Source organism: Streptomyces alboflavus, from assembly GCF_000716675.1.
GTDB classification, from domain to species: Bacteria; Actinomycetota; Actinomycetes; order Streptomycetales; family Streptomycetaceae; genus Streptomyces; species Streptomyces alboflavus.
This window is the reverse complement of the sequence record NZ_JNXT01000013.1, coordinates 57,462-75,946: the sequence shown is the minus strand read 5'-3', so window position 1 is coordinate 75,946 and position 18,485 is coordinate 57,462. Positions and strand designations below refer to the sequence as shown.

Sequence of the window (18,485 nt, the reverse complement as noted above, 5' to 3'; positions counted from 1 at the left end):
GCACGCCAGGTGCGCGGGGGGCTTTGCGCACGTCGGCCCGGTCGGCGCGGGCGGGCTGCGTACGCCCGCTACGCCTGCGGGCCCGGGGTGGCGTAGGGCTCGTACGAGAGGCCGTAGCCGATGGGGTACAGCACCTGCCCGGGGTCGTCCGGGCGCGGCACCGGCACGGGGAGGCGGCCGACGGGGCGGACGCGGCCTGCCAGGACGCGGGCGGCGGCGCGCAGTTCGACGTCCGTCCAGGAGTAGGCGGCGAGCGCGGCCCGTACGCCGGGCAGCCGGGTCACGTCGTGCGGGGTGCGGACGGAGACGGTGATGACGGGCGGCCCTTCGGGGGCGGCGGTGAGGGCGGTCACCAGGGCGTGCTGGCGGTCGCCGTCCGTGACGTCGTACGTCGTGACGATCACGGCGTCGTGGCCGGAGGCGGCCTCGGCGAGCGCCTTGTCGACGGCCTCGGGGGAGGGTTCGGTGCCGGTGCTCAACGCCATTGCCGTGAAGCCGAGTTCGGTGAGGGCGGTGGCGAGGACCGTGGTGGGCGGTCCGGTGGTGCCCGAGGGGGAGACCGGGTCGGCGCCGAGGACCAGGAGGCGGCCGTGGGTCCCGGGGGACAGCGGGAGCAGGCCGTCCTCGTTGCGCAGCAGGGTCGTGGTGCGCTCGGCGATGCGGTCGGCGGCGGCGAGATGCGCGGCGCTGCCGACGGTGGCGTCCACCGCGTCCAGGGTCGTGTACGCCTGCTCGAACAGGCCCAGCTTGTGCTTCAGGCGGAGGATGCGCAGGACCGACTCGTCGATGCGGGCCTCGGTCAGTTCGCCGTCGCGGACGGCCTGGAGCACGGCGTTGTAGGCGAGTTCGGGCTGCGGCGGGTGCAGGAGCTGGTCGACGCCCGCCTTGATGGCGAGTACGGCGACGCGGTCGTCGCCGTACTTGGTGCGCACCCCCTGCATGGAGAGCGAGTCGGTCACGACGACGCCCCGGTGGCCGAGTTGTTCGCGCAGGATGCCGGTGACGACGGGGTACGAGAGCGTCGCCGGGTCCAGGGCCGGGTCGAGCGCCGGGACCACGATGTGGGCGGTCATCACGACGTCGACGCCGGTGGCGAGCGCGGCGCGGAACGGCGGGGCGTCGAGCTCCTCCCACTGCTCACGGGTGTGGTGGATGTGCGGCAGCGCGGAGTGGCTGTCGGTCTCGGTGTCGCCGTGGCCGGGGAAGTGCTTCACGGCCGGGGCGACGCCCGCGTCCCGGTAGCCCTCGATCTGCGCGGTCACGGACGTGGCCACGGCGTCCGGTCCGGCGCCGAAGGACCGGACGCCGATGACCGGGTTGGCCGGGTTCACATTGACGTCGGCGGACGGCGCGTAGTTCTGGCGGATGCCGAGCGCGCGCAACTCGGCGCCCGCGATCCGGGCCGCCTCGCGGACGTCGTCGGCGGCACCGCCCGCGCCGAGCGCCATCGCGCCGGGCAGCAGCGTCGCGGGCGCGCCGATGCGGGCGACGACGCCGTGCTCCTGGTCCACGGAGAGCAGCAGCGGCACGCCCGGCGAGGTGTCGTGGGCGACCCGCTGCACGTCGTTGGAGAGCGTGGCGAGCTGGCGCGGGTCGCGGGTGTTGTGGGCCCAGCCGAAGTAGATGAGCCCGCCCGGGCGGTACTTGGCGACGGCTTCGGCGGCGGTGCGCACGCCGAGCTCCCGCTCGTTCAGCTCGATGTCGGCCCGGTCCGGGGCGCTCGCGTGGTGTCCGTACACATGCAGGACGAAGAGCTGGCCGACCTTCTCTTGGAGTGTCATGCGGGAGAGCAGGTCGCGCGCGTGGGCGTCGTGGTCGTCGGGGGTGTCCTGGCCGCTGGGGGTCACCTGGGAGTCGTGAGGCACCTGCCACGGATATCCCGTGGGGTGCGGCGGGTCAAGGGCGGTGCCGTCGCGGAACGGGTGAGGGGCCGCCACCGGTGCAAGGGAGGGGGCGCACCGGTGGCGGCGCGCTGCCGGCCACGGGCGGCGGAGAGGGTGGTCAGCGTTCGCAGCCAGCAGCGATGCCGACACCGCCTCGCGGAGACTCTCCGACAGCGTGCCAGTTGGACGACGGGGCGCGCGTCAGGGTTCCCGAACTGCCCCCGAACGCCCGAAGTTGGTGCGGATGGGAGAACGGGGTCAGCCGGTGCCGCCGGGTGGTCCTCCGGCCGCGGGCACCCACCGCTCCCGCAGCACCCGCACCGCCTCCGCGATCGCCGGGCGCCGCGCCGCCCCCGTCCGCCACAGCGCGTACAGCCTGCGCACCGGCAGCGGGTCCAGGCGCACCGCCGTGACGCCCGCGGGGAGCGGGCCGCGGCCGAGGCGTGGGATCACGGCGATGCCGAGTCCGGCCGCGACCAGCGCGACCAGAGTGGGGTTCTCCTCGGCGCGGTGCACGATGTCCGGCTCCGAGCCCGCCGCCCGCATCGTCCGCAGCAGCCAGTCGTGGCACACCCGCCCCGGCGGCTGCGAGATCCACCGCTCGTCCCGCAGCTCCTCGCGCCGCACCGCCGCCCGCCCGGCGAGCGCGTGCCCCGAAGGGACCAGGAGGTCGCACAAGTCGTCGCCGATCACGGCCTGTTCGACGCCCGGCGGCGCGGGCAGCGGCGCGATGTCCCAGTCGTGCGCGACCGCCAGGTCCGCCGCGCCCTTGGCGACGAGGTCCACCGACAGATGCGGCTCGACCTCCGACAGGCGCGCGTCGAGCGCGGGGTGGCGGTGGGCGAGGTCCGCGAGCACCCCGGGCAGCAGGCCGCGCGCCGCCGACGCGAACGCCACCACCGTCAGGCGCCCGGCCGGGACGCCACGGCGCTCCTCCAGATCCGTCTCCGCCCGCTCCACGATCGCGAGGAGTTCCTGGGCCGCCTCGACGAGCCGCACCGCCTCCTCGGTCAGGGCCACGCCCCGGCCCCGCCGCTCCAGGAGCGTCGTGCGGGTCTCCCGCTCCAGCTTGGCGATCTGCTGGGACACGGCGGAGGCCGTGTAGCCGAGCGCTTCGGCGGCGGCGCCGACGGTGCCGTGGACGGACACGGCGTGCAGGGCGCGCAGCCGGGCGAGATCCAGCACGGGGGTCACCTCGTCTCTCTGCGGCTCTCTCCGCGCTCTGCGGCTCTCTCCGCCATTCCTAAGCAACGCTTCAGACAATCATGAAGAAACTCGCGCTGGTGCTGAACACTCGGGTCGGGTGATCCTCGACGCATGCGCCCCACCCACATCCTTCTCGCCGTCCTGGTCACCGCCGTCTGGGGCGTGAACTTCGTCGTCATCGAGGTAGGCCTCGACCACTTCCCGCCGCTCCTCTTCTCCGCCCTGCGCTTCCTCGTCGCGGCACTGCCCGCCGTGTTCTTCGTCGGCCGCCCCAAGGTCGCCTGGAAGTGGCTGGTGGGCGTGGGACTCACGCTCGGCGTGGCCAAGTTCGGGCTGCTCTTCATCGGCATGGACGCGGGGATGCCGGCCGGACTGTCCTCGCTCGTGCTCCAGATCCAGGCCGTCTTCACCGCCCTCATCGCCTTCGCCGTGCTCGGCGAACGCCCGGCCCGGATCCGGGTGGTGGGCATGGCGGTAGCCCTCGCGGGCATCGCCGTCGCGGCCGTCCACGAGGGTGCGTCCGGGCCGCTCACCGCCTTCGGCCTGACCGTCGCCGCGGCGGCCTGCTGGGGCGTCTCGAACGTCCTCACCCGCAAGGCCGCGCCGCCGGACGCCCTGAACTTCATGGTGTGGGTGAGCACGGTCCCGATCCTGCCGCTGGTCGGCCTCTCCCTGCTCTTCGAGGGCCCTTCGCGTGACCTCGACGCGCTGCGCTCGCTCGACTGGCAGGGCGTCGGGATCATCGTGTACGTCGCGTGGGTCACGACCGTGTTCGGCTTCGGCGTCTGGGGGTACCTGCTGCGCCGCCACCCGGCGTCGACGGTCGCCCCGTTCTCGCTCCTCGTGCCGGTCTTCGGGATGTCGTCGGCCGCCCTGTTCCTGGACGAGTCGGTGGGCGCGCTCCAGTGGTGCGCGGCGGCGCTCCTGGTGGGCGGGGTGGCGCTCGCCTCGCTCCCGCCCCGGCGCCGCACGCCCGCCGCACCGCCCGCCCCGGCGTCGTACGCTGACGAAGTGATCCCGGAACCCTCGTCCCGCGCATGACCCCGCGCCCCGCGCGGCCCCTGCCCAAGGCCCTGCGCCCCGTCGACCTGGCCCGGATGGCGGGCGTCTCCACGCAGCTCGTCCGCGACTACGCCGACGCGGGCATCCTGCCCCCCACCCCCCGCACCCCCTCCGGCTACCGCCGCTTCGCCCCCGTCCACGGCCGCGCCCTGCTCGCCTACCGCGCCCTGGCCAAGGGCTTCGGCCCCGACACGGCCCGGGCCGTGATGCGGGCGGTGCACGCCGACGACGTACCGCTGGCGCTGACCCTCCTGGACGCGGCCCACGCGGAGCTGCACGCGAGCAGGGAGGCGCTGCGGGTGACGGGGGAGGCGTTGGAGGCGGTGGCGCGGGAGGGGGCGGCGGGGGCCGGGTCCCCTGGATCTGCGGCTGCCGGGTCCGGGTCGGGGTCGGGCGGGTCCGGAGCCGCCGTGGCCGCCGCGCCGTCCCGCGCGGACCTGACGGTCGGCGAGGTCGCCGCCCGCGTCGGTGTGCGGGCGTCCGCGCTGCGCGTCTGGGAGTCGGCGGGCCTGCTCGCGCCCGCGCGGGAGCGGGGCACGGGGTACCGCCGCTACGACGCCGCGGACGTCCGGGACGCCCGCATGATCAGCATGCTCCGTCAGGCCGGTTACGCCCTGCCCGCGATCCGCCCGGTCCTGGACGGCCTGCGCGAGACGGGCAGCAGCGAGGCGCTGCGCGCGGCCCTCGCCCGCCGCCAGGCAGAGCTGACGCGCAGGTCACGGGCGATGCTGGCGGGGGCGGGACTCCTTGACGGGTACGTGGGCGGTGCGCAGGGAGAGGGCGAGGAGACCTGGGCCGACGGGGACGTGGAAGAGGTCTGAGCCGACCGGCGCGCGGACCGGCCGACGGGGCCCGGGCGTCTCCCTCAGGCCGACTCCGTCAGGAGCCGCGCCAGCAACTCCCGCCCCGGCCCGAGGAGTTCCGGCAGCGGCGCCGCCTCCTCGTACCACCGCTTCTCGTACTCCCAGCACAGCCAGCCGTCCCAGCCCTTACGGGTGAGGAGTTCCACGCACTCGGCGAGGGGCAGGGCGCCGGCGCCGAGGGGGAGCGGGGTGGTGTCGTCGGCGCCCGCGATGTCCTTGACCTGGATGTAGCCGAGGAACGGGGACAGCGTGGCGTAGGTGTCGGCGACCTGTTCGCCGCCGAGCCAGGTGTGCATCAGGTCCCACAGGGCACCGGCGTTGCGGTGGCCGACGGGGCCGAGGACGCGGGCCGCGGCGGCGCCGGTGCGGTGCGAGTCGTGGGTCTCCAGGAGGATGCGGACGCCGACGTCGGCGGCGTGCTCGGCGGCGGTGCCGAGGCGGCGCGCGGCGATGGCGTCGGCCTCGTCGAGCTGCTCCTGGGACGGCTCGGCGCCGTCGCCCGGGAATCCGCCCGGGAAAACACGGACATAGGGCGCGCCGAGGTCGCGGGCGAGGGCGAGCAGCGTCCGGATCTCGTCCAGGACGGGCTCGTCGTCGCCGGGCGCCGCGACGCGGGCGTACCCCGCGAGGCCGAGGACGTCGACGCCCGCGTCCTTGAACGCGGCGGCCACGTCGGCCCGTTCGGTGAGGCCGAGCCCCGGGTGGACGGGCTCTTCGGGGTGCGTGCGCAGCTCGACGCCGTGGTAGCCGTGGGTGACGGCGAGGCGCAGCACGTCCGGGAGGGTCATGCCGGGTACGCCGAGCGTGGAGAAGGCGAGTTTCATGGCCGGACTTCTTTCCCGAGGAGGACGACGGAAACGCAAGTCGTGAGGGGTCGAGGTGCCGAGTGCCCTACAAGGGGCGCGGGGAACTGCGCGACAAGCCCCAACGAACCCGCACCCGCACACCAAGCCCAACAGGGCAGACGCAACCGCGCCACCCGCACCCCGAAAGGGGCCACCCTCACCCGGCCGGGGCCACCCCACACATCAAAGGCCCCCGGCCAGATCCTGCAAACGCCAGTCCTGCCCCACCAGATCCACCCCGAACGACCGATGCGCCTTCTCCGCCACCAGCACGAACCCGTGCCGCTGGTAGATGGGCCGGGCCGCGGCCAGGACGTCGTTGGTCCACAGCACCAGCTCCCGGTACCCCACCCCCCGCGCGAACTCCACCACCGCCGCCACCAGCCGGTCCCCGATGCCGAGCCCCCGCGCCTCCGGCTCGACAAGGAGCAGCCGCAGCCGCGCCGTGCCCGGCGCCTCGTCGCGTACGCACATCACGCACCCGACGGGACGCCCGTCCAGCTCGGCGATCCACACCCGTTCCAGGTACGGGTCGTGGTCCTCGGCGAAGTCGGCGACGATGCGGGCGACCAGGCCTTCGTAGTCGGCGTTCCACCCGTACTCGGCCGCGTACAGCGCGCCGTTGCGCTGCACGATCCAGCCGAGTTCGCCCGCGCCGGGCTCGCGCAGGAGCACGTCGTCGGCGCGGGGCGGGCGGCGGGTGCCGTCGGACAGGATGCCGCGGATGGTCGCCATGGCGGCGGTGAGCCGCTCGCGCTCGGCGGCCGGAACTGTCGCGAGCAGCGAGCCGACGGCCTCCCGTGACCGCTCGTCGAGCAGCTCGGCGGCGGTGCGCCCGCGCGGGGTGAGGGTGACGCGCCGCCGCCGCGGATCCCGCTCCGAGGGCGCCCGCTCGACCAGCCCGTCCTCCTCGAACTTGGCCAGGATGCGGCTCAAGTACCCGGCGTCGAGGGAGAGTTCGCTCCGCAGGTCGGCGACGTCGGTGCGGGGCGAGTGGGCCAGTTCGTAGAGCACCCGGGACTCGGTGAGGGTGTAGGGCGCGTACAGGTGGCGGCTGTAGTCGAGCGCGCCGATGAGATTCGTGTAGAAGCGGTTGAAGGAACGGATCTCCTGAACGCTCACACGCCCCACCTCGCCCGGCAGACAGTTGACTCAGTCAGAGGTACGCCTCCGAGCATACGACCGGAACCGGCCAGGAGCCATGGTCCGGCGTCACCCGGTCGCGACTCCGGGCAGCGGGACGGCGACGACGTCGTACGTGGTGTCGGGGGTGGGCGGGGTGGTGAAGCGGGCGTTGACGAGATAGAGCCGGTCGCCGAAGCGGGCGGCGGTCGCGGGGATGTCGAAGCGGGGGTCGGTGAGGCGGTGGCGCAGGACAGCACCGCGACCGTCGGCGCCGAGGCGGAACCCGGTGACGACGTTGAACCGGTTCTGCACCACGAACAACGTGCGGCCGACCCGCACCAGACCGTCACCGTTCGGCACGCCGTCCGCGCCCTTCAGGCGGATCTCGTCGGCGTGGCCGGTGCGCGGGTCGACCCGGTAGAGGCGGCCGACGGGCTGGCTGCTGACGACGATCAGTGCGCGGCCGTCGGGCGTGGACGTGATGCCGTTGGCGTTGAAGACGCCGGGCTCCTGCTGCCAGTCCCCGCCGAGCCGCACCCGCCGGACGTCCCCCTGGCCCCCGCGTCCGAGCGGCACGCCGTACAGCACCCGATCACTTGAATCCGTGAACCAGGCACGATCCGCGCCAAGGTGCACATCATTGACGAAGTGGCCGGTTTCCGCCGCCAGTTGATACGTGGCCACGATCGCACCGGTGCGCAGATCGAGCACGCGCGCGCTACCGCTGGCGCCCCCGGCGACGTACAGCAGCCCGTCCCGCCCGACCTTCATCCCGACGGCGGGCACCCCGGGCACGCCCGGGTGCAGCAACTTCCCTCGCCCGGTGCGTAGATCGGCCCGGTACACGGCTCCGGTGCCGAGCGAGCCCAGGTAGGCGTAGGGCGCTCTCCCGATGGCGATGCCCTCGGGCTGGAAGCCGTTGGGCAGCGGGAAGGTGGTGGGCCATGCGGCGGCCCCGTCGGACGCGGTTCTCGCGGAGGCGTTCCCCGCGAAGGCCGCACCGGAGGCGATGCCGAGCGCGGAGGCGCCCGCACCGGCCAGCAGGGCGCGCCGGGACGGACGGAACGAGTGGGCCGAGCGGGCCGAGTGGTCCGGAAGCTGCTGTGAGGTCATGGTTCTGCTCTCCGTATCGCTGCTGGGGAGGGAAAGAACTCTCGTTCAGCTTCGGCGAACAGGGCTCACTTGGGTACCTGAAATTCCCGCCGGTATCACGGCCTCGTCGAGCGAGGGGAGCCAGGCGCGCGAGCCGCCAGCGCCGGAATGGAAGCGATCTTCGCCCTGTCCAGGTGTTCCCACACCAGGCCCCCGGGGCGGTGGGGATTCGGGCACGTGATGACTTCCTCGGGCGTCACGATCAGATCCACCCCGAAGTCGTGGTCGGTGGCGGGTAGTTGCTCGTCCAGAACCTGCAGAGCGTGCACCGTGGTGACGACGACGGTCTGTGCGCTGATGAGGCCGGCCTCCATGAGGAAAGCGAATTCCAGGTCGGAGTACCCGGCGCCTTTCCCTATGCGTACGCCGGAGAGGTCCACGGCGACGCTGCCGACGACCACCACGTCCACCGGGCGCATTTCTTCCACACCCACTCTCGGTGCGATGGCGGCGGCGACCTTGCTCGCTGCCGCTTCGGTGGGCGGGACCGTCAGGGCAGCCGGTTCCAGGAGGTAGAACGGGCGGATTTCGGCAAGCCGGGGGACCGCCATGAAGACCGTCTTGCCCTCGCTCAAAGCTCTTGCGCGCACGGGCAGTTGAGCCTTGTCCGGCACAGCCTTCACGACCTCGGCTCCACGCCAGACGGACAGCGTGCCGAGCCGGTCCGCCGCCGCCGAAGCCCCCTTGAAGTTCGGAATGCGACCGTGTGCCGAACCGTCGTGCACCGCACCTGCGGAGTCGAGCAGGTCCCAGACCCGCTCGCGTATCAGTTGCTTGTCCCGATCCACAGCCGTGGGCATGGCACCGCTTCCCTTCACGCCGTTTCCATCAGAGCCAGCAAATGGTCCTGCGCTTCCTGGACAGCCGGTTCGTCCCGCCAGCGGCGCAATTCCCGCGCGGCGCGGAAGGCGACGTTCATTCCGCCACCCCCGCGAGTCCCGTGCAGTTCGTTCACGGCATCATTGAATGCGTCCAGCGCCGCGTCGAGTTCTCCCTCGCGAATCCAGGTCAGGGCGAGGTTGCCTAGAACGATCGCGCGGGACTTGCGACGGTCTCGCAACTGCACCGCTGTTTCGGCGAGGTACTCCCGTGCCTTCCGATAGTCCCCGAGGGACAGGAAGCAGGAGCCGGCGAGGCGTCCGAAATGTGTCGGCGAGGACAGGTCGTACGCGGAATCGGAACCGGTCACCAGCTCCAGCTCCCTCTCCGCTCGGATGAGATGCCGGGTGCAGTCCTGCCCCGCGCCGAGATAGGCGTGCGCCTCCGCGGCGTGCAACAGGGAGAGTCCGGTGAGCACGTGGCTCGTGGACCGCGCCGTGTCGGCGGCCCGCAGCGCCAGGCTCAGCCCTTCGCGGTAATCGCCCGCGCCGTAGAGTGTCACGTGACACATCCGCAGGAGGGCGTGGCCCTCCGAGGCCCGATGTCGCAGGAGTCGTGCCACGTCCACACTCTGCGCGTAGTGCGCCCGCGCGGACCTGTGGTCGTGGCGCTGGGACGCGTCCCAGACCAACTGACCCATGAGCGTGGACGCGTCAGCCTGCAGCAGCCGCAGTTCGCGCTGCACCCGCCCCGCAGGGGCTCCGTCGGCGAGGAAGCCGAGTTGATTCACCTGGTGTCCGGCCTGGGCGAGGAGGGTCACCGAAGGGACCCGGTCGTAGCGCTCCGCGAGTCCTTTCATTCCGTCCTGGAGTTCGGCGACCAGCATGAGATCCGCTCGGAGTGGGTGCCGCATGGCGTACGCCGTGCGCTCCGTCATGGCCGATGGACCGGCGGCGGGCTGGACGAGCAGTTCGCCCAGCTCGTCGGTGCTCACCTTCAGGAGTGCCGCCAAGCGGGGCCAGAGGTACGGCTGTGGAGTCGCCCTGCCGGATTCCCACCGTACGACGGTGGACCGCTCCACGCTCAGGGCTTCGGCAAGGGCCTCCTGGGTGAACCCAGCCGCTCGGCGACGGCGGGCGAAGCCGTGTCTCTTCAGGGCCATCGGTTCTCATTCCCGTGATGCGGGCGCGAGTTCTCTTGCGAACAGGCAGGTCAAACCGGGGTGTGCCGCACGGATGCGTCTTGCGTGCATCAATTCTGCTCTGGTCCTCCCTTGGCGGAGTGAGTTTCGTGGACGTCCACCGCACGGATGAACGTCCCCTGGAGAAGCCATGCCCGCACCCACGTCGTCGTTGCACCAACTCGCCTTGCGCAGAAGGGTGCTGCTTGCCGCTGACTGGCTGTCCCAGGCGCACGAGACCCCCGAGGATGTGCGTGCCGAATGGTGGGCGCAGGGCATCGCGCTGCTCCCCTTGGGGCGCCGGTTCGACGCGATCCGTATGCGTGCGGAGATCGTCCATGCGGCTGGCGGGTGCCCTGGTCCCCTTGGCCCCGTCATCCACGACCCGTACAGCGCCCAGTACTACGCCCTCGTTCCGCCCCGCACCGCGGAATCCTGGGACTCCCCCTGGGTCCGTTGCCTCGGTGGCGGCGCCTGGCTGGGCGTACCGGGGATCGATCGCACGGAGCCGCCCGGGCTGTACTGGATGACCGCCCCGGTCACACCTGGGGCACTCTGCGCCCCGGAAGCGGTAAGGGAGTTGACCGACCGGGGCTACGAGCAGCTCACCGCGCGCAGTTGACGGTTCGCCGTCCCCGGAGAAGGTGAATCAGGAGCCCGACGGCTTGATCTCCCCCGCGAACACGATGACTTGGTCGATCAGACTCCGGCGCAGGTGGACGACGTCCGTGCCCGCCAGGCGGGGGCCGCCGTCCGGTGTGGTGAAGACCCACTGGTAGCGAGCCCACTCGTCCGGCATGTCCACCGCTGAGCAGCGCACCATCGTGCCGGTGCCCGCCGGGTGGCGGCGGATGTCCAGGACGAAGCGCTCGACCTCCTCGATCCCCTCACGCCGCCCGAGCGGCCCCCAGAACACCACGTCCGAGGTCAGGGCCTGGGAGAGCAGAGTGGTCACCTGGTTGTCGTCCGGCGTGTTGAAGGCGGAGATGAACGTGTCGATCGCGGACTGCGCGGTCTCTTCCTGCATGCACCAGTCATACCAGTACCTCTTCGAGGAGCGTCAGACCACCGATGGCACGGACCGAGTACTACGACGACCCCGACGCCCCGGAACCCAACAGCCTGGTCGTGGCGGCATCCGCCGTCGTGATCGACGACCAGGGGCGGGTGCTGCTGCAGCGGCGCTCGGACAGCGGACTGTGGGCCCTGCCAGGAGGTGGCATGGAGATGACCGACAGTCTGCCCGGCGCCGCCGTCCGCGAGGTCAAGGAGGAGACCGGTCTTGACGTGGAGATCACCGGACTCGTCGGCACGTACACCGACCCGAAGCACGTCATCGCGTACAGCGACGGGGAGGTGCGGCGGCAGTTCAACGTCTGCTTCCGGGCACGGCTCGTCGGCGGGACCCCGGCCCTCTCCGACGAGTCGCTGGAGGTGCGCTGGGTCGCCCCCGCGGACCTTGGGCCCCTGGACATGCACCACACGCAGCGGCTCAGGCTGCGGCACGCGCTGGAGGAGCGCCGGGCGCCGTATCTCGGGTGAAGCCCGCCCGCGGAGGGGGAGCGGTCACGTCCCCGCGCCATCGCTGTTTGAGACTTTTCCCCTTGCGTACGTCACTGACCAGCCATGACACAGAAAAAGTCCCCAGAGCAACTTCAATGAAATGCTGGAACCCACGAGAGGGCGACGGCATCGGCCTCGCCCCGACCGCGCCTGTGGGAGGCCGTCGTGAAGTTCCTGCTCGAAGTCGACGTCGACGACACCGCGTCCGCGGAGGACACCACCCGGGAGCTGGGGCGTGTTCTGCGCTACTGGGCGGGCAACCTGCGGTACTACGCCCTGGAGCCGGGGGCCGGTGAGACCGTGCTCGACTCGGCCCACCGGGAGGTCGGCCGGTGGACGATCGTGGGGAGCTGAGGCGGGGCGGGGGCTTCAGGCCCGGCGGGGTGTCCCCGTGGAGCCGCGGACCATCAGTTCGCCGTGGACCGTCGCGATGCCGCCGGGCGGCTCCTCCTCGCGGCCCATGGCGATGCGGCCGGCCCGGGCCCCCGCCTCGTACAGGGGAAGGCGGACCGTCGTCAGGGCGGGGACCGCGTCGATGCTGAAGGGGAGGTCGTCGAAGCCGGCCACGGAGACGTCGTCGGGGATGGAGAGGCCGCGGTCGCGCAGGGCGGCGCAGGCGCCCAGGGCCACCGTGTCGTTGGCGGCGACGACCGCCGTCAACTCCGGTGCGCGGCGCAGGAGTTCGAGGGTGGCGTCGTAGCCGGAGCGGCGGTCGTAGGGGCCGTGCAGGGTCAGGCGGGGGTCGTCGGGGACGCCCGCGGCGGCCAGCGCCTCCTGGTGGCCCTCCAGGCGGTGGCGGGTGGTGGTGCGCTCCGTGGGGCCCGCGATGTAGCCGATGCGGCGGTGGCCGAGGCCGATGAGGTGGTCGGTGAGGCGCCGCCCGCCGCCCCGGTTGTCGAAGGTCAGGGCCACCGCGTCCGGGGCCTCGTCGGCGGGCGGCCGCCCGCACAGCACCACCTGCGAGCCCGCCTCGCCGAGCCGCCGCAGCTTCCCGCCGATCGCCGCCGCGTGCGGGGCGTCCTCGATGGCGCCGCCGGTCACCACGACGGCCGCGGCCCGCTGGCGCTGGAGCAGGGTCAGATACGTCAGCTCGCGCTCGGGCGAGCCGCCGGTGTTGCAGACCACCGCCATCCGCTCGCCCCCGGCACGGCCGCCCGGTCCGGTGATCTCCGACTGGACCGCGCTCGCCATGATCCCGAAGAACGGGTCGGCGATGTCGTTGACGAGGATCCCGACCAGGTCCGAGGTCGCGGCGGCCAGCGAGCTCGCGGGGCCGTTCAGGACGTAGTCCAGGTCGTCCACCGCCCGCAGTACGCGCTCCCGCGTCGCCGCGGCGACGGGGTAGTTGCCGTTCAGTACGCGGGACACGGTGGCGGGGGACACCTGGGCGCGAGCCGCCACGTCCGCCAGGGTCACGGTCATCTGTTGGCCTCCGGTCTTGTACGAACCTTGTCCGGCAGGCTAGCTTCTCCCCAATAGAAAGCGCTTGCTACTCATGGGGCGCCGCACCGGACGCAAGAACCTCGCCGCCCTCACCGGCCCCACCGCCCCCGCCCACCGGCCGCGCGCCCAGCGCCCCGCGCCTACGGAGGAACTCACGTGACACGCGAGACGGTCCGCATCGCCATGAACGGCGTGACGGGACGCATGGGTCACCGCCAGCACCTGGTCCGCTCGATCCTCGCCCTGCGCGAGCAGGGCGGCCTCGACCTGGGCGACGGCACCCGGCTGTGGCCGGAGCCGGTCCTCGTGGGCCGCAGGGAGCACGCGCTGCGCGAGCTCGCCGAGCGGCACGGCCTCACGCACTGGTCCACCGACCTGGACGCCGTCCTCGCCGACCCCGCGGTCGACATCTACTTCGACGCGCAGGTCACCTCGGCCCGCGAGGAGGCGATTCGGAAGGCGCTCGCCGCGGGCAAGCACGTCTACACCGAGAAGCCCTCCGCCACGTCCTTCGCCGCCGCCCTCGACCTGGCCCGCCGCGCCCGGGACGCGGGCGTCAAGCACGGCGTCGTCCAGGACAAGCTCTTCCTGCCGGGCCTGCGCAAGCTGAAGCGTCTGGTGGACGGCGGCTCCTTCGGGCAGATCCTGTCCGTGCGCGGCGAGTTCGGCTACTGGGTCTTCGAGGGCGACTGGCAGGAGGCCCAGCGCCCGTCGTGGAACTACCGCGCGGAGGACGGCGGCGGCATCGTCGTCGACATGTTCCCGCACTGGGAGTACGTCCTGCACGAGCTGTTCGGCCGGGTGCGCTCCGTGCAGGCGCTCGCCGTCACCCATGTGCCGCAGCGCTGGGACGAGCGCGGCAAGCCGTACGACGCGACGGCGGACGACGCCGCGTACGGCGTCTTCGAACTCGACGGGGGCGCCGTCGCGCAGATCAACTCGTCCTGGACGGTGCGGGTGCACCGCGACGAACTGGTCGAGTTCCAGGTCGACGGCACCGAGGGCTCCGCCGTCGCGGGCCTGCGCGGCTGCCGCTTCCAGCACCGCGCGGCCACGCCCAAGCCGGTGTGGAACCCCGACCTGCCCGCCGTGCACTCCTTCCGCGACCAGTGGCAGGAGGTCCCCGACAACGAGGAGTTCGACAACGGCTTCAAGGCCCAGTGGGAGCTGTTCCTGCGGCACGTGTACGCGGACGCGCCCTACCGCTGGGACCTGTTCGCGGGCGCGCGGGGCGTGCAGCTGGCGGAGCTGGGGCTGCGGTCGTCGGCGGAGGGGCGCCGGATCGACGTACCGGAGATCACGCTGTGAACGCGACGCCCGAGCCCCCCGCGGCCGCCCCCGCCCCCTTGCGCTCCCGCACCGTCTACGCCGCCGCCCACGTCGTCGCCGACCCGCGCGCCGACGTCTCCCCGGACGACCCCGCCGCCGTCGACTGGGACGCCACCCTCGCCTTCCGCCGCCACCTGTGGGCGCACGGCCTGGGCGTCGCCGAGGCCATGGACACCGCGCAGCGCGGCATGGGTCTCGACTGGGCGGGCGCGGCCGAGCTGATCCGGCGCTCCGCGGCGGAGGCCCGGGCGGTCGGCGGCCGCATCGCGTGCGGCGTCGGCACGGACCAGCTGACCTCGCCCGCGGTGACCCTCACCGACGTACGGCACGCGTACGAGGAGCAGCTGGCGCTGGTGGAGGGGGTGGGCGCGCGGGCGATCCTGATGGCGTCGCGGGCCCTCGCGGCGACGGCCGGGGGACCGGACGACTACCTGACGACGTACGCCGACCTGCTCCGGCAGGCCACCGCCCCGGTGATCCTGCACTGGCTCGGCCCCATGTTCGACCCGGCGCTCGCGGGCTACTGGGGCTCGGCCGACCTGGACGCGGCCACCGACACGTTCCTGGAGGTGATCGCCGCTCACCCCGGCAAGGTGGACGGCGTGAAGATCTCGCTCCTGGACGCGGACCGTGAGATCGCCCTGCGCCGCCGCCTCCCCGAGGGGGTGCGCTGCTACACGGGCGACGACTTCCACTACCCCGACCTGATCGCGGGCGACGACCAGGGCTTCAGCCACGCGCTGCTCGGCGTCTTCGACCCGCTCGCGCCGGTGGCGGCCCGAGCCGTACGCGCGCTGGACGCCGACGACCCCAAGGCCTTCCACGAACTCCTCGACCCCACCGTCGAGTTGGCCCGCCACCTCTTCGCGCCGCCCACCCGCTTCTACAAGACGGGCGTGGTCCTCCTGGCCTGGCTCGCCGGCCACCAGGACCACTTCACGATGATCGGCGGCCTCCAGTCGGCCCGCTCCCTGCCGCACCTCACCAGGGCGTACGAACTCGCCGCCGCCCTCTCCCTGTTCCCCGACCCGGACCTGGCCGCGTACCGCATGCGGACGCTCCAGGAGATCCACGGAGTCGCCCCATGACACCACCCCCGCCCCGCGCCCCGGCCGACTTCAGCATCAACCAGATGACGGTGAAACAGCTCTCCCTGCCCGAACTGGTCACCGCCTGCGCCGACTTGGGCGTCCGCGGGGTCGGCCTGTGGCGGGAGCCGGTCCAGGAGTACGGGGTGGAGGCGGCCGCGAAGCTGGTGCGGGGCGCCGGACTGACCGTCACCACGTTGTGCCGGGGCGGCTTCCTCACGGCCCGCGACCCCGCCGGACGGGCCCGCGCCCTCGCCGACAACCGCGCCGCCGTCGACGAGGCCGCGACCCTCGGCACCGACACCCTGGTCCTCGTCTCCGGCGGCCTCCCCGCCGGTGACCGGGACCGCGACCTGCCCGCGGCCCGCGAACGCGTCGCCGACGCCCTCACCGAACTCGCCCCGCACGCCGCCGCCCGCGGCGTCCGCCTCGCCGTCGAACCCCTCCACCCCATGTACGCCGCCGACCGCTGCGTCGTCTCCACCCTCACCCAGGCCCTCGACCTGGCCGAACGCTTCCCCGCCGACCAGGTCGGCGTCTGCGCCGACACGTACCACATCTGGTGGGACGACCAGGCCCCCACCGCCCTCACCCGCGCCGCCACCACGGGCCGTCTGCACGCCCTCCAACTCGCCGACTGGACCACCCCCCTGCCCCACGGCGTCCTCACCGGCCGCGGCCAACTCGGCGACGGCACCGTCGACTTCCGCTTCTGGCGCTCCCTGGCCGAGTCCGCCGGCTTCACCGGCCCGATCGAGGTCGAACTCTTCAACGACGGCTTGTGGGCCGAGGACGGCCGGGAGGTCCTGGGGGAGACGGTGCGGAGGTATCTGGAGCACGCCTGCTGACGGCGCGGAACGTTTGCTGGCCGAAACGCTCTGCCTTCCGGACGGAGACCGGACAGAGAGCCGGGAAGCGCCCCCGCTCGTCCGCCATGACATTTAGCCTCGCCCTTCAGGCGTCCACCGGACGTGTGAACGAGGGGGGTTCATGTCCCGGGACCGTGATCGCGGGCAGGTACGTGTCTGGCGTGCCGCCTGTGCGTACGCCGAGGAGAAGTGGCCGGAGGCCGATGCGGGCAGGCGTGGTGTGCTCGCCAATCTGCTGGGCCTCGTCGGCAGCATGCGAGGCCATCAGCTGCTGGTCGACAAGGAGTGGCCCACCCGGCGGGACAGTCTTGTCGATGCTGTCGTCGTCGCTCCGCCGGGTGTCTTCACCATCGCGGTCGGTGGCACCCCGGCGCCGGATGACACCGAGAGCATGAGCGCTGCGGCCAGGCCCGTGGAAACGGCCATTGCCGCCTTCGGTACCTCACCGACCGCGGTGACACCGCTGCGACTCGCCGCGGGGGCGGACGGCCTGGCGGGCATCGTTCGGATGGTGGGTGTCGGATCGCGCTTGACCCCGCCCCTCTGCAAACACCTGGCGCAGCACCTCACCGAGGAGCTCAAGGACTACGAACTCTGTGTCCTGCCCGACCGGTTGCTGGCGCGGCCAGCGGAGCAGCCGACGCCCGAGGGAGTGGACGGCGCCGCGCTGTTCGCCGCCGACGAGGTCAGGGACGCCGCCCTGGAGGCCGCACTCGCGGCACCCATGGAGACCTGGATGACCTATCTCGACAGGAGCCAGTTGCCTCTGGTCCGCCGCAACTGGGGCGGACCCGCCCGGATCAGCGGCCCCGCGGGCACGGGCAAGACCGTCGTGGGGCTGCACCGGGCCGCGTACCTCGCGCGTCGCACCAACGGACGGGTGCTGTACGTGACGTTCGCCAACAACCTGCCTCGGGTGCAGGAGACGTTCTTCGCGAAGATGTCGCCGTACACGGCGGGCAAGGTGGATTTCCGCAGGTTCTACCCCTTCGTGCTCGACCTGCTCAGGGCCCGTGAGATACCGCACGGGCTCGACAAGGGCCGCGCGAAGACACTTTTCTCCCTCGCCTGGGGGCGCACGGGGAGAAACACCAAGCTCGGGAAGCACGATCCGTCGGGGTGGTACTGGAGCGACGAGGTCGAGTACGTGATCAAGGGGCGCGGCATCACGGACTTCGCCCGCTACCGGGGTGTGTCGCGGCGCGGCCGGGGCAACCGGATCCAAGTGCGCGCCGAGGAGCGCGAACTGGTGTGGCGGCTGTACGAGGAGTACCAGCGTCGGCTCGCCGACGAGGGCGTGCACGACTTCCATGACATCCTCGCCCTGGCCATGCGGGCGCTGCGGAACGAGCCCGAGCCGGGGCCGTACGCCTCGCTGATCGTCGATGAGGCACAGGACCTGCCGCAGCTCGGCATCGAGATTCTGCACGCCCTCGTGGGGGACGGCCCCAACGGACTGCTGCTCATCGGAGACGGCCAGCAGAACATCTACCCCGGCGGATTCCGGCTCGGCGACATCGGGATCGACATCCGCGGCGACCGGGGCCAGGTGCTGCGCACGAACTACCGGAACGCGCCGCAGATCCTCCAAGCGGCGCTTGGCGTCGTGTCGGACGTGCCCTTCGAGGACCTCGACGGAACTTCCGGGCGTGGCAGCCGGGACGTGGAACTCGCCTGTCAGAACGGGCAGGTGACGGTGCGAAAGGCCACTGACGCGGCGGAACTCGACGCGTTGGTGATCGACGCGGTGCGTGCCGCCGATGACCTGTCGGGCACCGCGGTCCTGTGTCCGACAGGCGCGTCGGTGACGCACTACCGAGGGGTCCTCCAGGCAGCGGGACTACCGGTGTGCCCGCTCGACGAGTACGTCGGCAACCCCGTGAAGGCCGTCAAGGTGGGCACGTACGTCAAGGCCAAGGGGCTGGACTTCAAGCACGTCCTGCTGCCGGGCCACAACGAGTCGATGGACGACGACCTGGCCCGCAGCCGACTGTTCGTCGCCATGACACGGGCACGCGACACACTGTGGCTGGGAGAGGTCTCTCGGGGCGGGTGACG

Annotated in this window: 18 protein-coding genes; 9 read left to right on the top strand and 9 right to left on the bottom strand. The window is 72.5% G+C overall.

The window, feature by feature from the left end; translation table 11 throughout:
- Nucleotides 1-68: 68 nt before the first annotated feature.
- A complete protein-coding gene (locus tag OO63_RS12150) occupies nucleotides 69-1,865 on the bottom strand; it encodes a glycoside hydrolase family 3 protein (RefSeq protein ID WP_030359972.1) in 1,797 nt (598 codons plus the stop codon).
- A gap of 276 nt (nucleotides 1,866-2,141) precedes the next feature.
- Nucleotides 2,142-3,068, bottom strand: coding sequence for a LysR family transcriptional regulator (locus tag OO63_RS12145; RefSeq protein WP_030359971.1), 927 nt, complete (start codon nucleotides 3,066-3,068; stop codon nucleotides 2,142-2,144).
- 132 nt (nucleotides 3,069-3,200) lie between these two features.
- On the opposite strand from OO63_RS12145, the gene OO63_RS12140 reads away from it, so the two are divergent.
- A complete protein-coding gene (locus OO63_RS12140; protein WP_030359970.1) occupies nucleotides 3,201-4,130 on the top strand; it encodes an EamA family transporter in 930 nt (309 codons plus the stop codon).
- Nucleotides 4,127-4,972 carry a MerR family transcriptional regulator gene (locus OO63_RS41435; protein WP_051810783.1) on the top strand — a complete coding sequence of 282 codons (846 nt, stop codon included), beginning with the start codon at nucleotides 4,127-4,129 and terminating at the stop codon, nucleotides 4,970-4,972. Before OO63_RS12140 ends, OO63_RS41435 begins: the two co-directional genes overlap by 4 nt.
- Before the next feature lie 44 nt (nucleotides 4,973-5,016).
- Here the strand turns inward: OO63_RS41435 and OO63_RS12130 are convergent, their stop codons facing one another.
- The 5 genes from OO63_RS12130 to OO63_RS12110 all read right to left on the bottom strand — a co-directional run bounded on the left by OO63_RS12130 (nucleotide 5,017) and on the right by OO63_RS12110 (nucleotide 10,117).
- Complete coding sequence (locus OO63_RS12130) at nucleotides 5,017-5,838, bottom strand: sugar phosphate isomerase/epimerase family protein (protein WP_030359968.1); 822 nt, start codon at nucleotides 5,836-5,838, stop codon at nucleotides 5,017-5,019.
- A gap of 204 nt (nucleotides 5,839-6,042) precedes the next feature.
- Nucleotides 6,043-6,981 (bottom strand): bifunctional helix-turn-helix transcriptional regulator/GNAT family N-acetyltransferase, encoded by a 939-nt coding sequence (locus OO63_RS12125; RefSeq protein ID WP_030359967.1) that lies wholly within the window; start codon nucleotides 6,979-6,981, stop codon nucleotides 6,043-6,045.
- A gap of 90 nt (nucleotides 6,982-7,071) precedes the next feature.
- Nucleotides 7,072-8,097, bottom strand: a complete 1,026-nt coding sequence (locus OO63_RS12120; RefSeq protein WP_051810782.1) for an SMP-30/gluconolactonase/LRE family protein — start codon at nucleotides 8,095-8,097, stop codon at nucleotides 7,072-7,074.
- A 95-nt stretch (nucleotides 8,098-8,192) separates the two neighbouring features.
- Nucleotides 8,193-8,936: a 5-formyltetrahydrofolate cyclo-ligase gene (locus OO63_RS12115; RefSeq protein ID WP_030359965.1), complete on the bottom strand. Its 744-nt coding sequence runs from the start codon at nucleotides 8,934-8,936 to the stop codon at nucleotides 8,193-8,195.
- Nucleotides 8,937-8,950: 14 nt separating this feature from the next.
- A complete protein-coding gene (locus OO63_RS12110) occupies nucleotides 8,951-10,117 on the bottom strand; it encodes a helix-turn-helix transcriptional regulator (protein WP_030359964.1) in 1,167 nt (388 codons plus the stop codon).
- A gap of 169 nt (nucleotides 10,118-10,286) precedes the next feature.
- Here OO63_RS12110 and OO63_RS42170 point away from each other — a divergent pair, with 169 nt between their 5' ends.
- Entirely contained in the window at nucleotides 10,287-10,757 is a 471-nt protein-coding gene (locus tag OO63_RS42170) for a hypothetical protein (protein WP_051810781.1), read from the top strand.
- A 27-nt stretch (nucleotides 10,758-10,784) separates the two neighbouring features.
- Here OO63_RS42170 and OO63_RS12100 read toward each other — a convergent pair whose 3' ends face one another.
- Nucleotides 10,785-11,162, bottom strand: a complete 378-nt coding sequence (locus OO63_RS12100) for a nuclear transport factor 2 family protein (protein WP_030359962.1) — start codon at nucleotides 11,160-11,162, stop codon at nucleotides 10,785-10,787.
- Between the two features lie 44 nt (nucleotides 11,163-11,206).
- Here OO63_RS12100 and OO63_RS12095 point away from each other — a divergent pair, with 44 nt between their 5' ends.
- The gene (locus tag OO63_RS12095; RefSeq protein ID WP_030359961.1) at nucleotides 11,207-11,677 is read left to right on the top strand and encodes an NUDIX hydrolase; all 471 of its coding nucleotides are present in this window, start codon (nucleotides 11,207-11,209) and stop codon (nucleotides 11,675-11,677) included.
- Nucleotides 11,678-11,863: 186 nt separating this feature from the next.
- Nucleotides 11,864-12,052 (top strand): hypothetical protein, encoded by a 189-nt coding sequence (locus tag OO63_RS12090; RefSeq protein WP_030359960.1) that lies wholly within the window; start codon nucleotides 11,864-11,866, stop codon nucleotides 12,050-12,052.
- Between the two features lie 15 nt (nucleotides 12,053-12,067).
- Here the strand turns inward: OO63_RS12090 and OO63_RS12085 are convergent, their stop codons facing one another.
- On the bottom strand, nucleotides 12,068-13,120 hold the full coding sequence (locus OO63_RS12085; protein WP_030359959.1) for a LacI family DNA-binding transcriptional regulator: 1,053 nt from the start codon (nucleotides 13,118-13,120) through the stop codon (nucleotides 12,068-12,070).
- Between the two features lie 177 nt (nucleotides 13,121-13,297).
- On the opposite strand from OO63_RS12085, the gene OO63_RS12080 reads away from it, so the two are divergent.
- The 4 genes from OO63_RS12080 (at nucleotide 13,298) to OO63_RS12065 (ending at nucleotide 18,483) form a co-directional block, all read left to right on the top strand.
- Nucleotides 13,298-14,449 (top strand): Gfo/Idh/MocA family protein, encoded by a 1,152-nt coding sequence (locus OO63_RS12080; RefSeq protein ID WP_030359958.1) that lies wholly within the window; start codon nucleotides 13,298-13,300, stop codon nucleotides 14,447-14,449.
- Nucleotides 14,446-15,558: a dihydrodipicolinate synthase family protein gene (locus OO63_RS12075; protein WP_033264057.1), complete on the top strand. Its 1,113-nt coding sequence runs from the start codon at nucleotides 14,446-14,448 to the stop codon at nucleotides 15,556-15,558. The genes OO63_RS12080 and OO63_RS12075 overlap by 4 nt, the downstream gene beginning before the upstream one ends.
- A complete protein-coding gene (locus OO63_RS12070; RefSeq protein WP_030359956.1) occupies nucleotides 15,555-16,406 on the top strand; it encodes a sugar phosphate isomerase/epimerase family protein in 852 nt (283 codons plus the stop codon). The genes OO63_RS12075 and OO63_RS12070 overlap by 4 nt, the downstream gene beginning before the upstream one ends.
- Nucleotides 16,407-16,548: 142 nt before the next feature.
- A complete protein-coding gene (locus OO63_RS12065) occupies nucleotides 16,549-18,483 on the top strand; it encodes a UvrD-helicase domain-containing protein (RefSeq protein WP_051810780.1) in 1,935 nt (644 codons plus the stop codon).
- Nucleotides 18,484-18,485: the final 2 nt, after the last annotated feature.

Excerpts from the sequence above, each read along its gene's own strand:
- OO63_RS12140 (WP_030359970.1), top strand. The coding sequence starts at position 3,201 with ATGCGCCCCACCCACATCCTTCTCGCCGTCCTGGTCACCGCCGTCTGG.
- OO63_RS41435 (WP_051810783.1), top strand. The coding sequence starts at position 4,127 with ATGACCCCGCGCCCCGCGCGGCCCCTGCCCAAGGCCCTGCGCCCCGTC.
- OO63_RS12130 (WP_030359968.1), bottom strand. The coding sequence starts at position 5,838 with ATGAAACTCGCCTTCTCCACGCTCGGCGTACCCGGCATGACCCTCCCG.
- OO63_RS12120 (WP_051810782.1), bottom strand. The coding sequence starts at position 8,097 with ATGACCTCACAGCAGCTTCCGGACCACTCGGCCCGCTCGGCCCACTCG.
- OO63_RS12115 (WP_030359965.1), bottom strand. The coding sequence starts at position 8,936 with ATGCCCACGGCTGTGGATCGGGACAAGCAACTGATACGCGAGCGGGTC.
- OO63_RS12110 (WP_030359964.1), bottom strand. The coding sequence starts at position 10,117 with ATGGCCCTGAAGAGACACGGCTTCGCCCGCCGTCGCCGAGCGGCTGGG.
- OO63_RS42170 (WP_051810781.1), top strand. The coding sequence starts at position 10,287 with ATGCCCGCACCCACGTCGTCGTTGCACCAACTCGCCTTGCGCAGAAGG.
- OO63_RS12100 (WP_030359962.1), bottom strand. The coding sequence starts at position 11,162 with ATGCAGGAAGAGACCGCGCAGTCCGCGATCGACACGTTCATCTCCGCC.
- OO63_RS12095 (WP_030359961.1), top strand. The coding sequence starts at position 11,207 with ATGGCACGGACCGAGTACTACGACGACCCCGACGCCCCGGAACCCAAC.
- OO63_RS12085 (WP_030359959.1), bottom strand. The coding sequence starts at position 13,120 with ATGACCGTGACCCTGGCGGACGTGGCGGCTCGCGCCCAGGTGTCCCCC.
- OO63_RS12070 (WP_030359956.1), top strand. The coding sequence starts at position 15,555 with ATGACACCACCCCCGCCCCGCGCCCCGGCCGACTTCAGCATCAACCAG.
- OO63_RS12065 (WP_051810780.1), top strand. The coding sequence starts at position 16,549 with ATGTCCCGGGACCGTGATCGCGGGCAGGTACGTGTCTGGCGTGCCGCC.